Source organism: Streptomyces sp. TM32 (genome assembly GCF_004122755.1).
Classification (GTDB): domain Bacteria; phylum Actinomycetota; class Actinomycetes; order Streptomycetales; family Streptomycetaceae; genus Streptomyces; species Streptomyces sioyaensis.
Genome location: NZ_SDIG01000064.1, coordinates 19,519 through 32,470, shown reverse-complemented (window position 1 = coordinate 32,470; position 12,952 = coordinate 19,519). Strand labels below are relative to the sequence as shown.

At 68.1% G+C, this 12,952-nt stretch carries 9 protein-coding genes; all 9 read right to left on the bottom strand.

Features of this window, described 5'->3' with window-relative positions:
• Nucleotides 1-163 precede the first annotated feature (163 nt).
• Entirely contained in the window at nucleotides 164-1,690 is a 1,527-nt protein-coding gene (locus tag EST92_RS16400; RefSeq protein ID WP_129281674.1) for an amino acid permease, read from the bottom strand.
• A 196-nt stretch (nucleotides 1,691-1,886) separates the two neighbouring features.
• Nucleotides 1,887-3,890 carry a 1-deoxy-D-xylulose-5-phosphate synthase gene (gene dxs, locus EST92_RS16395; RefSeq protein ID WP_129281673.1) on the bottom strand — a complete coding sequence of 668 codons (2,004 nt, stop codon included), beginning with the start codon at nucleotides 3,888-3,890 and terminating at the stop codon, nucleotides 1,887-1,889.
• A 214-nt stretch (nucleotides 3,891-4,104) separates the two neighbouring features.
• On the bottom strand, nucleotides 4,105-5,406 hold the full coding sequence (locus EST92_RS16390; RefSeq protein WP_129281672.1) for a sugar ABC transporter permease: 1,302 nt from the start codon (nucleotides 5,404-5,406) through the stop codon (nucleotides 4,105-4,107).
• Between the two features lie 73 nt (nucleotides 5,407-5,479).
• Nucleotides 5,480-6,280: an ATP-binding cassette domain-containing protein gene (locus tag EST92_RS16385; RefSeq protein WP_129248128.1), complete on the bottom strand. Its 801-nt coding sequence runs from the start codon at nucleotides 6,278-6,280 to the stop codon at nucleotides 5,480-5,482.
• A 326-nt stretch (nucleotides 6,281-6,606) separates the two neighbouring features.
• Nucleotides 6,607-7,701, bottom strand: a complete 1,095-nt coding sequence (locus EST92_RS16380; RefSeq protein ID WP_254068851.1) for a substrate-binding domain-containing protein — start codon at nucleotides 7,699-7,701, stop codon at nucleotides 6,607-6,609.
• Between the two features lie 139 nt (nucleotides 7,702-7,840).
• Nucleotides 7,841-9,040 carry an ROK family transcriptional regulator gene (locus EST92_RS16375; protein WP_129281671.1) on the bottom strand — a complete coding sequence of 400 codons (1,200 nt, stop codon included), beginning with the start codon at nucleotides 9,038-9,040 and terminating at the stop codon, nucleotides 7,841-7,843.
• Between the two features lie 307 nt (nucleotides 9,041-9,347).
• The gene (locus tag EST92_RS16370; protein ID WP_254068850.1) at nucleotides 9,348-10,277 is read right to left on the bottom strand and encodes a carbohydrate ABC transporter permease; all 930 of its coding nucleotides are present in this window, start codon (nucleotides 10,275-10,277) and stop codon (nucleotides 9,348-9,350) included.
• Between the two features lie 11 nt (nucleotides 10,278-10,288).
• Entirely contained in the window at nucleotides 10,289-11,212 is a 924-nt protein-coding gene (locus tag EST92_RS16365; protein ID WP_129281670.1) for a sugar ABC transporter permease, read from the bottom strand.
• A gap of 42 nt (nucleotides 11,213-11,254) precedes the next feature.
• Nucleotides 11,255-12,691, bottom strand: a complete 1,437-nt coding sequence (ngcE, locus tag EST92_RS16360; RefSeq protein ID WP_129281669.1) for an N-acetylglucosamine/diacetylchitobiose ABC transporter substrate-binding protein — start codon at nucleotides 12,689-12,691, stop codon at nucleotides 11,255-11,257.
• Between the last annotated feature and the right edge of the window lie 261 nt (nucleotides 12,692-12,952).

Genomic DNA, 12,952 nt, shown 5'->3' with positions numbered 1-12,952 from the left:
GTGTGGGGGCCGGGGCGCGGCGGGGCGTAGCGCGTGCCTTCCGGATCGGCCCGGGGCCGCGACGCTCCCCCGCCACCGCTGGGAGGTGCCCCCGGGCACGGCGCGGCCCCGTACACCGTCGGAGCGGCGTACGGGGCCGGGCGCAGGAGCGGCTGACCGGGGGTCAGTCCCCGGTGGGCCGGCGGTTGCGGATGCCCAGGCGGCTGTGCGCGCGCCCGTACAGGAAGTAGATGACGAAGCCGGCCGCCATCCAGATCGCGAACCGGACCCAGGTCTCCGCGGGCAGATTGAGCATCAGCCACACCGAGGCCAGGACGGACAGCAGCGGCACCACCGGCACCCACGGGGTGCGGAAGGAGCGGGGCAGGTCGGGCCGGGAACGGCGCAGGATGATGACGCCGAGCGCGACCACGACGAACGCGAACAGGGTGCCGATGTTGACCAGTTCGGCGAGGACGTCGATCGAGGTGAAGCCGGAGACGACGGCGACGACGACGCCCAGTGCGATGGTGGACCGGTAGGGGGTCCCGTACCGCGGGTGGGCCCGGGAGAAGACCCGGGGCAGCAGCCCGTCCCGGCTCATCGCGAAGAACACCCGGCTCTGGCCGAGCAGCAGGATCAGGCAGACCGACGTCAGGCCGACGGCGGCGCCGAAGCTGATCACGTCCGCGAAGAAGGGGTACCCGAGGTCCTTGAAGGCATCCGCCAGCGGGGCATCGGTGGAGAGTCTGCTGTATTTCTCCATGCCGGTGACGACGACCGACACGGCCACGTAGAGGACCGTGCAGAGGGCGAGCGAGCCGAGGATGCCGCGCGGCACATCGCGCTGCGGGTTGCGGGTCTCCTCGGCGGCGGTGGCAACGATGTCGAAGCCGATGAAGGCGAAGAAGACCACGGCGGCCGCGGCGAAGATGCCCATGACCCCGAAGCTGGCCGGGGTGAAGCCGAACATCAGCTGCGCCAGCGGCGCGGCCAGCCCGCCCCCGCCCGCGTTGGGCTTGCTGGGCGGGACGAACGGCTCGTAGTTGGCGCCGGTGATCATGAAGACGCCGGCGATGATGACCAGCAGGACGACGGTGACCTTGATCCCCACGACCACCGCCGTCACCCGCGAGGACAGCTTCATCCCGAGCACCAGGATGCCGGTCAGGACCAGCACGAGGATGCAGGCGAGCAGGTCGAAGCCGAAGTGCCCCTCGTGCGTACCGGACAGCATCGGCGGCAGATGCCACCCCGCGCCGTCCATCAGCTCGCGCACATAGCCCGACCAGCCGACCGCGACCACCGCACAGCCCAGGGCGAGCTCCAGGATCAGGTCCCAGCCGATGATCCAGGCCGGAAGTTCGCCCAGGGAGGCGTACGAGAAGGTGTAGGCCGAACCGGCGACCGGCACGGTGGAGGCGAACTCCGCATAGCACAGCGCCGCCAGCGCACAGACCACGCCCGCCACGACGAAGGACAGCGCGACGGCCGGCCCGGCCTGCTCCTTGGCAACCTTTCCGGTGAGGACGAAGATGCCGGTGCCGATGACGACACCGACCCCGAACACGGTCAGATCGAGCGCCGACAGGGACTTTTTGAGCGTGTGCTCCGGCTCCTCGGTGTCCAGGATCGACTGCTCCACAGTCTTCGTCCTGAACAGGCCGCGATCGCGGCGTGAATCATGTGGTGTGCCGTGCTGTGTGCTCATGGGCGAACCTCCGCCTGGACGACCCTCGCAACTCTCCTGAACTGACCGAGTCTCCGCAATGCCGGGAAACAGTCAGCTTCGGCGGGGCGCCGGGCGGTGGGGATTCACCCGATGGGGTGCGGCTGCGCTGATGCCGATGGGCCGGGCGGCACATCCGTACGGATGCCCGGCCGGCCCATCGGTGCCGTCTGCGGCGTCAGTCGCGGGCGACCTCGGCGGGCTCGGCCGCGCCCTGGGCGCCGACCGGCTCGGCGTCGTCGTACCGGCCGTCGATCTTGGAGACCAGGCCGGTCACCTGGCGTGCGATGTCCGGCGCGGTGAGCCCGATCTCCGCCAGGACCTCCTTGCGGGAGGCGTGGTCGAGGAACCGCTCGGGGATGCCGAAGTCACGCAGCGGCAGGTCCACACCGGCGTCCCGCAGCGACTGGGCGACGGCCGAACCGACGCCGCCGGAGCGGATGTTGTCCTCGACGGTGACCACGACCCGGTGGGTGGCGGCGAGCCCGGGCAGCGCCGGATCGACCGGCTTGACCCAGCGCGGGTCGACGACGGTGGTGGAGATGCCCTGCTTGTCGAGAAGGTCGGCAATCTCCAGGCACATCGGGGCGAGCGCACCGACGGACACCAGCAGGACGTCGGGCTGCTTGACACCCTCGGCCGGCTCGCGCAGCACGTCCATCCCGCCGATGCGCCCGATGGCCTCGACGGCCGGCCCGACCGCACCCTTGGAGTACCGCACGACGGTGGGCGCGTCATCGACCTCGACGGCCTCGCGCAGCTGGGCGCGGACCTGGTCGGCGTCGCGCGGCGCGGCGATCCGCAGCCCCGGGACGACCTGCAGGATCGACATGTCCCACATGCCGTTGTGCGAGGCGCCGTCGGTGCCGGTGACGCCGGCCCGGTCCAGCACGAAGGTGACCCCGCACTTGTGCAGCGCCACGTCCATCAGCACCTGGTCGAAGGCGCGGTTGAGGAAGGTGGCGTAGACGGCGAAGACCGGGTGCAGGCCGCCGGTGGCCATCCCGGCGGCGGAGACCGCCGCGTGCTGCTCGGCGATGCCGACGTCGTAGACCCGGTCGGGGAAGGCCTTGGCGAACTTGTCCAGTCCGACCGGCTGGAGCATGGCCGCCGTGATGGCGACGATGTCGTCCCGCTCCTTGCCGAGCTCGACCATCTCGTCACCGAAGACGGACGTCCAGTCCTTGCCGCCCGAGGAGAGCGGCAGGCCGGTGTCGGGGTGGATCTTGCCGACGGCGTGGAAGCGGTCCGCCTCGTCCTGGAGGGCGGGCTGGTAGCCGCGGCCCTTTTCGGTGAGGCAGTGGACGATGACCGGACCGCCGAAGCGCTTGGCACGCGTCAGGGCGGACTCCAGCGCCTCGATGTCATGGCCGTCGATCGGGCCGACGTACTTCAGGCCCAGGTCCTCGAACATGCCCTGCGGGGCGATGAAGTCCTTCAGCCCCTTCTTGGCGCCGTGCAGGGTCTCGTACAGCGGCTTGCCCAGGACGGGGGTGCGCTCCAGCAGGTCCTTGCCACGGGCCAGGAAGCGCTCGTAGCCGTCCGTGGTGCGCAGCGTGGCCAGGTGGTTGGCGAGGCCGCCGATGGTCGGGGCGTAGGAGCGCTCGTTGTCGTTGACGACGATGACGAGCGGGCGGTCCTTGGCAGCGGCGATGTTGTTGAGCGCCTCCCAGGCCATACCGCCGGTCAGCGCGCCGTCGCCGATGACCGCGGCGACCCGATTGCTCGAACCACGGACCTCGTTGGCCTTCGCGATGCCCTCGGCCCAGCCCAGCACCGTGGAGGCGTGGCTGTTCTCGATGACGTCGTGCGCGGACTCGGCGCGGGAGGGGTACCCGGACAGGCCGCCCTTCGCCTTCAGCTTGGTGAAGTCCTGACGGCCGGTGAGAAGTTTGTGGACGTAGGACTGGTGCCCGGTGTCGAAGAGCACCTTGTCCTTGGGCGAGTCGAAGACACGGTGCAGGGCGATGGTCAGCTCGACCACACCGAGGTTCGGGCCGAGGTGTCCGCCGGTCTTGGACACCTCGTCGACAAGGAAGGTACGGATCTCCCCCGCCAGCTGCTCCAGCTGCTCCGGGTCCAGTCGGTCCAGATCGCGCGGTCCCCTGATACGGGACAGCAACGCCCTCCCGTTGCCAGCCACCACCCCGGCCGGACTCGCTTTGCGCGGCACCTCCTGCACCCCTGCCTCCTTGCTGCTTGCTGCCGTGGATCGAGCTTGCCGATCAGATGAGTCTAATGTTGCGTCCGCCGCGGGCACGCCCGGGCCTTGCGATGTATGTCACTCGGGTGACTCGGGCTCCGGCACACCGTTTCCCCCCGCCGGCGCGCACGGACCGGCCCCCACCGGATCATGCCCGGTGGGGGCCGCTGCCGTCGAACGACGACCGGTGCGATCAGGTCCGGCCGGCTGTCTTCTGCGTCCGCCGGGAGACCGAGTCGATCACGACGGCGGCGAGCAGCACCGCGCCGGTGATCATGTACTGGATCTCACTCGCCATGCCGAGCAGGTTCAGGCCCTGCTGGATCGACTGGATGACCAGCATGCCCAGCAGCGCGGACCAGATCTTGCCGCGGCCGCCGAAGAGGCTGGTGCCACCGATGACGGCCGCCGCGATGACGTTCATCAGGGTGTTGCCGGAGCCCAGGTTCTTGGTGGCACCGCCGGAGAGGCTGGCGATGAACAGTCCGCCGAAGGCGGCGAGCATGCCCGAGATCGCGAAGACGCTGATCCGGATCTTGTTCACATTGATACCGGCCCGGCGGGCCGCCTCGGCGTTGCCGCCGACCGCGAAGATCTGCCGGCCGTAGGTGGTGCGGCGCACCACGAAGTCGGCGAGGACCAGCACCGCGAGGAACAGCACCAGGGCCAGCGGCAGACCGCGGGCGCCGGCCGGCTCGTTCAGGACGTAGGCGACCACGAAGGCGATCAGCGCGACCACGCCGGTCCGCAGCAGGATCTCGCTGAGCGGCCGGGACGGCAGGTCAGCGGCCTTGCGTCGGCGGCTCTCCAGCAGCAGCGAGCCCGCGTAGGCGAGGACGGCGATCAGCGCCAGGCCGTAGCCGGCGGCCTTGTCCTCGAAGTAGTAGCCGGTGAGGTTCTCCACCAGGCTGCCGGCCGGCGTGTTGATGGAGCCCTCGTTGCCCATCATCCAGATCTGCAGGCCGCTCCAGCCGAGGAAGCCGGCCAGCGTGACGACGAAGGCCGGCACACCGATTTTGGCGAAAAAGAACCCGTGCAGGGCGCCGATGGCCAGTCCCGCGACGATGGCGATCAGGACCGCGAGCCAGTCGTTGACGCCCTTGGTGACGCTGAGGACGGCCCACACGGCCGCGCCGACACCCGCCACCGAGCCGACCGACAGGTCGATCTCGCCGAGCAGCAGCACGAAGACGATGCCGACGGCCATGATGCCGAGGCCGGAGGTGTAGACACCGATGTTCGCGAGGCTGTCCGCGGACAGGAAGCTGCTGTTCTTGAACTGGAAGACGATCGCGATGACGATCAGGCCGATGACGACCGGCAGCGAGCCCAGCTCACCGCCGCGCACCCGGCGCTTGAAGTCGCTGAGGTAGCCGGCGAAACCCTGCTCACGGACGAGCAGACGGGGGTCGACGGCGGCCGGCTGGGGGGCGTCCGCCGCGAGGGGTGCGTCCTTCGTCGCGTCGTCCGCCGGCTGCTTGGTGAGGTCACTCATGCCGAAACCTCGCTCCGCTCGGCCCCGCATTCGCGAGGCACGCACCTCTCCATGGTTCGCTCGCTGCCCTCGCTCACGCCCCGGCCTCCTTCTTCACCTGGTCCGTACGCGCCTTACGGCGGGTCACGGCGTTGTCCGACGCGCCGGTGATGGCGGCGATGATCTCTTCGTGGGAGGTGCCCTCGACATCGAAGACACCGTTGTTGCGGCCCAGCCGCAGCACCGCGACCCGGTCCGCGACGGCCTGCACATCCGCCATGTTGTGGCTGATGAGGATGACGCCCAGGCCGCGCTCCCGCAGCCGCTCGACGAGGTCGAGGACCTGCGCGGTCTGCTCGACACCGAGGGCGGCGGTGGGCTCGTCGAGGATGACGACCTTCGGGTCGCCGATCAGCGCCCGGGCGATCGCGACGACCTGCCGCTGACCGCCGGAGAGCGCGGCGACCGGGATGCGGACGCTGGGGATGCGGATGGACAGGGTGTCCAGCAGCTCCTTGGCGCGCTTCTCCATCGCGATCTCGTCGAGGACACCGGCGGTGCGGGTCTCGTTGCCGAGGAAGAGATTGGCGACGACATCGAGGTTGTCGCAGAGCGCGAGGTCCTGGTAGACGGTGGCGACGCCGAGGTCCTGGGCGTCGTGCGGCTTGTTGATGCGTACCGCGCCGCCCTCCCATTCGATGGCGCCGTCGTCGACCGGGTGGACGCCCGAAATGGTCTTGACGAGCGTGGACTTGCCGGCGCCGTTGTCGCCGACGAGGGCGACCACCTCACCGGGGTGGATCTCCAGGGTGACGTCCGTGAGTGCTTGGACGGCGCCGAACCGCTTGGAGATTCCGCGCAACGCCAGCACAGGCGTAGCGGACACGTGAATCATCTCCTTCGCCGCCGTCACAACGGCGGGGATGGTGGTGCGTGGAGCGGGGGGCTTGCGGGGAACGGTCCGGGTCCGCGCCGGGAAAGGGGGCATCGCGGGGCGGGGACGGACCGGGTCGCAGTGGGGACCGGACGAAGTGCGGACCGGTGGGGAGAGAGGAACAACGGATCCGGACCGGCTCGGGACGGAGACCCGGTCGGGACGGGAACCGCGGGCGGTGCCGCGGCCCCGCCCGACCGGGGGTGCCTGGCGCCTGGGCGCCGGGCCGTGGAGTGCCGGGGCCGGTGGGGCCGCGGCGGGAGTGCCGGGGCCGGTGGCCCGGGGCCTTACTTGATGCCGGCTGCCGCGCAGGCCTTCTTGACGTCGCCGGTGCAGATCTGGCTCGCCTTGTAGACCTTGTCCTTGATGATCGTGGACTCGATGTTGTCCTTGGTCACGATCTGCGCGTCGTAGAGCTTCGCGGGGATGCCCTTGACCTCGCCGCTGAGGCTGTCGACCTTGGTGGGCGTCAGGGAGTCGATCTTCTCGCCCTTGAGCAGCTTGACGGCGATCTCGGCGGTGGAGTCGGCCTGCGGCTTGATCTGCTTGTAGATCGTGAACGCCTGGTCGCCCTTGAGGACCCGCTGCAGACCCGCGAGCTCGGCGTCCTGACCGCCGACCGGGACCTTGACGCCCTTCTGCTTGAGCGCGGTGATGATGCCGCCGGCCATGCCGTCGTTACCGGAGTAGACGCCCTGGAAGCCGTCCTTGCCGAGCGAGTCGAGGGCCGCGCTCATCTTCTTGTTCGCCTCGTCCGGCGACCAGTCCGGAATGTCCTGCTCGTACGCGATCTTCTTGACCTGCTTGTCGAGGACGCTGTGGGCGCCCTTCTTGAAGAACGGCATGTTCGGGTCGGTCGGCGAGCCGTTGATCATGACGACATTGCTGTCCTTGGCCTTGTCGCCGAGCGCCTTGACCAGCGCCTGGCCCTGCAGGCGGCCGATCTTCTCGTTGTCGTAGGACACGTAGGCGGAGATGTTGCCCTCGGCCAGCCGGTCGTAGGCGACGACCTTCACGCCCTTCTTGGCGGCCTGGTTCACCCAGGACCTGGTGGCCTTGTAGTCGACCGAGTCCAGAATGATCACCTTCACGCCCTGGGTGATCAGCGCGTCGAACTGCTTCTTCTGGGTCTCGGTGTCCTGCGCCGCGTTGTTGTACCGCACCGTGCAGTCGCTGCACAGCTGCTTGATCTTCGCCTCCATCAGCGGGCGGTCGAAGGTCTCGTAACGCGTGGTCTTGTTCTCCGGCAGGAGCAGACCGATGGTCTTGTTCTGGCCACCGCCGCCGGCCTTGCTGTCACCGGCCTTGCCACAGGCGGCCACGGAGAGCGCCATCGAAACGGCAGCGGTACCTATCACGACGCGACGCGTCCATACGTTCATTGAGGTTGCCTCCCTGACGTGGCCGCGTCGTGCGGCCGAGGTGGCTGGAAGTCAACTCGGACCCCAGCCGACCGTCAAGAAGTAAATCCTTAACGAGATGGCAACGGTGCCATGCGTTAGCTGTGTGAACTCAGCGCTTTCACGCTAGGGCCGGGGCATCCACCGGCTGCCCGCCGTCCAGCAGGGTCGAATCGCCCATCTCGCTCAGCACCAGCGCGAGCGCGCCCAGCACCTCGGCACGGCCGCCGAGCGTGCCGGGCACGATCCCCAACTGCCGTGCCGCGCTGGGAATGGCGTACCGCGAGACCGACTCCCGGATCGGCGCGAGCACCAGCTCACCGGCGTCGGCGAGATCGCCGCCGAGCACCACCCTGCTCGGATTGAGCAGATTGCACAGGTTCGCCACACCACTGCCGATATGGCGGCCTACGTCCGCAATCACCCGCCGGCAGCCGGGGTCGCCCTCGCGGGCCAGCTGCACCACCCGCGCCATGGTCAGATCCGGGCCGTGGCTCGGTTGCAGCAGCGGGAGGACGTACCGGGCCGCGGTGAAGGTCTCCAGGCAGCCGCGGTTGCCGCAGCGGCACACCGGACCCGCCTCGTCCAGCGTGATGTGCCCGATCTCGCCCGCCGTACCGCCCGGTCCGCGGTAGATCTGGCCGCTGATCACCAGGCCGGCGCCGACACCGCTGGCGACCTTGATGTACGCCAGGTCGGAGGCCCCTCGGCCGCCGCCCCACACCAGCTCGCCCAGCGCGCCCAGGTTGGCGTCGTTGTCGACGTGGACCGGCACCCCGAGGCGCCCGGACAGCTCCTGGCGCGGGTTCGTCCCCGCCCAGCCCGGCAGGATCGCCGTCGAGCCCAGCGTCCCGGATTCGACGTCGATCGGCCCGGGCACACCCAGCCCGACGCCGACGACCTTGCCGACGCCGATCCCGGTGGCCTCGATCAGCCGGTTGACCAGCTCTTCCGCCCGATCGAAGCCCTCCGCGGCGGAGGCGTCCACATCGATCGGCTCGGCCTGCTCGGCGAGCACCTGATGGGCGAGGTTGCCGATGGCCACCCGCAGATGGGAGTGGCCGAAATCGACGCCGACGACGATGCCCGCGTCACCGGAGAGCGAGACGCTGCGCGCCCGCCGCCCGCCCGCCGAGGTGGGGGTCACCTCAACGGTCCCCCCGTCCTTCAACTCACGAACGATGTTGGAAACGGTGGCCGCGGACAGCCCCGTGCTCCGGGCGATCTCCGCCTGGGTGAGCGAGCCCGCCATGCGCACCGCGCGCACGACCCGCTCCAGATTGGCCCGGTGCAGCGAGGACTGCGACCCCGGAGTCTCCATTGACTCATACTCCCGTCTCGGGCCGGCTCCCCCAGCGGTGGCCGGGGAGGCACGACGACCTCCCGACCGCACCCCCCTCATTCGGGGGACGGCCATCGATTCAACATGTGAACTCTAAGCAGAACGCCAGCCGGGAAGTCTCGTCAAGGCGTTGAGTCCGGCATGATCGAAGGCCGGCCCCGGCGGGAAAACCCGCGGGGCGGCTCCGTTGCCGCGGAGTCGCCCCGGGGTGCGCGCGGGAGGGCACACACAGACACGCGCCAAGATGGCGCAAAACAATCGGCGGTACGAACGGAGTGCCGGGCCCCTACTTGATCGCCCCCGCCGTCAGCCCCGCCTGCACCTGGCGCTGGAAGATGAAGTACACCAGCAGCACGGGCAGCATCGCGATCATCATGCCGGCCATCAGCCCGCCCCAGTCCCCCTCATATCCCTGCTGCAGCGCGATGTTGGCCAGGCCCTGCGTCAACACGTACTTGTCCTCGTCCTGGTTGAGGACCATCGGCAGCAGATACTGATTCCACTGCCCCAGGAAGTTGAAGATCCCGATGCTGATCAGGCCGGGCTTGGCCATCGGCAGCATCACCTGGAAGAACGTCCTGGCGTGCGAGGCCCCGTCGATCATCGCCGCCTCCGCCACCGACGTCGGCAGGGTGCGGAAGAAGGACGTCATGAAGAAGACGGTGAACGGCAGCGAGTAGGCGATGTAGACCGCGATCAGGCCCTGGTACGTGGCCAGCAGCGGAATCCCGGGGAAGTCCCGCATCACGAAGAACAGCGGGATGACCAGCATGAACACCGGGAAGGACATCCCGGCCACGAACAGGTAGTAGATGACGCGGTTGCCCGGGAACGTGAACCGCGCCAGGACGTAGCCCGCCATGGAGCCGAGCACCATCGTTCCGGTGACCGAACCACCCACCACGATCAGGGTGTTGAGGAACATCTTGCCGATGTTCGCCTTGTTCCAGGCGTTGGCCCAGTTCTCGACGTGCAGTGTGCCCGGCAGCGACCAGGGCGTGGTGAGGATGTCCCCGCTGCTCTTGAACGAGCTCCACAGCACCCACAGCAGCGGCATGCCCACCATCAGCGCCCACACGATCAGCATGCCGTGCGAGAAGACGTTGAGCACGCCTCCCTCGGCACCCCGGCGCGACTTCCCGGCGCTCTTCCTGCCGTCGGACCGCTGCCCGGGCACCGCCGAGAGCTTCTCCACCGCATTGGTTTCCGTCGTCATGCGCCCTGCCCCTAGAACTCGATCCGCTCACGGCGCGCAAAGCGCATCGTGAGGACGGCGAACAACAGCGTGACGACGAGCATGGCGACACCCATCGCCGCGGCATAGCCGAACTGGCTGTCCCGGAAAGCGGTTTGGTAGAGCCGGAGTGGTACGACATCGGTGGCGCCGTCCGGACCGCCCATGTTCACCGACATGATCTGCACCAGGGCGAAGGCGTCCATCGCGATGATGCCCATGTACACCCAGCCGGTCTGCACGGTGTCCCACAGCAGCGGAAGGGTGATCCGGAAGAAGGTGTGGATGCGGTTGGCGCCGTCCAGCAGCGAGGCCTCGTAGATCTCCCGCGGAATGGAGGCCATGGCGGCGGAGAAGAGCACGACGTAGAAGCCGACGTTCGCCCAGACCATCACCACCATGATGCAGGCGAGGGCGATACCGCGTTCGCCCAGCCAGGAACTCTGCAGCGAGTCCAGACCCACCGCGCCCAGCAGCGAGTTGAGCATGCCGTCGTGCGGGTCCGGGTTGTAGATGTTGAACCAGATCACCGAGATGATGGTGATCGAGATGACCTGCGGGAAGAAGTAGACGAATTTGTAGAACGAGGCTCCGCGGACGCCGGTGATGACCGCGCCGCGGCGGGCCCGGCCGCCGACATTGAGCATGAAGGCGAAGAACAGCCCCAGCGTCAGGGTGGCGATCGGGACCAGCACCAGCATGATGACGTTGTGCCGCAGCGCGTTCCAGAACTCGTCGCTGTGCAGAAGCTTGTCGTAGTTGCCCAGACCGACGCTCTTGGCGGCGCCGCGCAGGCCGCTCCATTCCGTCGTCGAGATCTGGAATGCCTGGATGAACGGCGAGATCACAAAGATCGCGTAGATCAGCAGAGGCAGGGCCAGGAACCCCACGATGAATCGGTACTTGCCGTGTTGCATGCGCTCCCCGGCCCTCCCTCGTCAAGTGGCGTATGTGGTGGCTCAGGTCTCGCGGTGGAACTTGGTGACGGAGTCGTCCTTGGCGGTTTCATCCGCGTACTGCTGGGCCTTTTTGATCCACTCCGCCGCCTTCATGTCACCGGTCAGCAGCTGGCTGGTGAGACCGCCCAGTTTCTCGTCGGTCAGCTTCGGATACCACTCCTGCAGCTGGATCATCAGCAGGTTCTGGCCGCCCGCCTTGACGGCCTCGGCGGCCGAGGAGAGCCCCGGTGAGAGCTGCATTCCGTCGGTCGCACCTTGGACCGTGGTGAGCGACCGGACCTTTGTCGCGAAATTCTGCGCATGCTTCTTCGACAGCAGAATGCGCAGCAGCTCCATACCGCCGACCGGATTCTTCCCGTCCTTGGCCACGATGAACGGCTCGCTGGGCTCGGCACGCAGGGTGCCGTGCGGCATCTTGTCGCCGCTGCCGCCGTTGAACAGCGGGCCGACGGCCATGTCGAAGTCCTTCGGCGTGGTCGGCGCCGCCTCGTTCTCCACCCAGGAGCCGTTGGGGAGGAAGACGGCCTTGCCCCGGGTCCAGGCGGTCTGCGACTGGATGTGGGTCAGGCCCTGGCTGCCCTGGAGGAAATAGCCCTTGGCGGCCAGCTCCGCGTAGTGCTCCACGACCTGCTTGACCGCGTCGTTCGATGTCCAGGCCTTGGGCTCCAGATTGTCGATGGCGATCCATTTGTCGAGCCCGCCGATCTTGGCGATCTGCGCGAACAAATTGAAGTGGACGTAGTAGGGGTACTTGCCCGGGTACGTCCAGGGCGCCACGCCCGCCTTCTTGATCTCGCCGCAGAGCTTGACCATGTCGTCGAGAGAGGTCGGATACTCCCAGCCCTTGTCCTTCAGCAGCTTGTGGGAATACCACGTGCCATAGACCGTGAACGCATAGTAGAAGACGTCGAAGACGTCCTTGTGCTTGCCCTTTTCCAGGGTGCTGGGGTAGAGCGTGTCCCGGATCTTCTTCTTCGGATCGTCCAGCGACGGCGCATCGAGCAGCGCCGCCAGATCCTGCAACTGGCCCTGCGCGGACAGCTTGTTCATGTCCAGATGGTCGGCCCCGGAGTTGTCGATGATGTCCGGGGGATTTCCGCCGGCGAAGCGCGGCTGCAGCTTCGGCCCGACCTGCTGTGTTCCGGTGTGCTTGACGGTGACGCCATAGGTCTTGTCGTAATCGGCCTCGGCGTCCTTGGCGTACTGGTCGCCCAGCCCGCCCTTGAAAATGAACGCCTCCAGGGCCACGCCCTTCTTCACGCCCAGCGGGTTCTTCGCCGAGGTCGCGCCCTTGTTCTTGGCGCCCTTGTCGTCATTTCCGCCACCGCCTCCGGTGGCACACGCCGAGAGCGTTCCCATGGCCGGTACGGCGATGATTCCCAGCGCAGCGGCTCGCTTGACCAGATCGCGACGGTTGAATGCAGAGGTGGATCCCATGCTCAAGTCCTCGCCTTCTTCAGGACTCAGGCGGTGAACCGGAGCCACCCCGGCACCGCGGGTCAGATGAAGCTGAGTTGTACGGGATGTGCACCGGGAAGCCAGGGAAGTGCGGGAAGGTCGTCCGTCCCCCGCTTTCCCCCCGGATCCACGGCCGTGTCGCACGGCCGGTCGGACGCCGACAGGTATAGTCCACTTCCGGCCGCAGGGGCAAGATCGAACGCAGGGTCGGACGGCAGTCTTTCCCTAGTTGAGACCTCC

What these genes read in the sequence shown, in the direction of transcription:
- EST92_RS16400 (WP_129281674.1), bottom strand. Translation starts at nt 1,690, where the DNA reads ATGAGCACACAGCACGGCACACCACATGATTCACGCCGCGATCGCGGC.
- EST92_RS16390 (WP_129281672.1), bottom strand. Translation starts at nt 5,406, where the DNA reads ATGAGTGACCTCACCAAGCAGCCGGCGGACGACGCGACGAAGGACGCA.
- EST92_RS16385 (WP_129248128.1), bottom strand. Translation starts at nt 6,280, where the DNA reads ATGATTCACGTGTCCGCTACGCCTGTGCTGGCGTTGCGCGGAATCTCC.
- EST92_RS16380 (WP_254068851.1), bottom strand. Translation starts at nt 7,701, where the DNA reads ATGAACGTATGGACGCGTCGCGTCGTGATAGGTACCGCTGCCGTTTCG.
- EST92_RS16375 (WP_129281671.1), bottom strand. Translation starts at nt 9,040, where the DNA reads ATGGAGACTCCGGGGTCGCAGTCCTCGCTGCACCGGGCCAATCTGGAG.
- EST92_RS16370 (WP_254068850.1), bottom strand. Translation starts at nt 10,277, where the DNA reads ATGACGACGGAAACCAATGCGGTGGAGAAGCTCTCGGCGGTGCCCGGG.
- EST92_RS16365 (WP_129281670.1), bottom strand. Translation starts at nt 11,212, where the DNA reads ATGCAACACGGCAAGTACCGATTCATCGTGGGGTTCCTGGCCCTGCCT.
- ngcE (WP_129281669.1), bottom strand. Translation starts at nt 12,691, where the DNA reads ATGGGATCCACCTCTGCATTCAACCGTCGCGATCTGGTCAAGCGAGCC.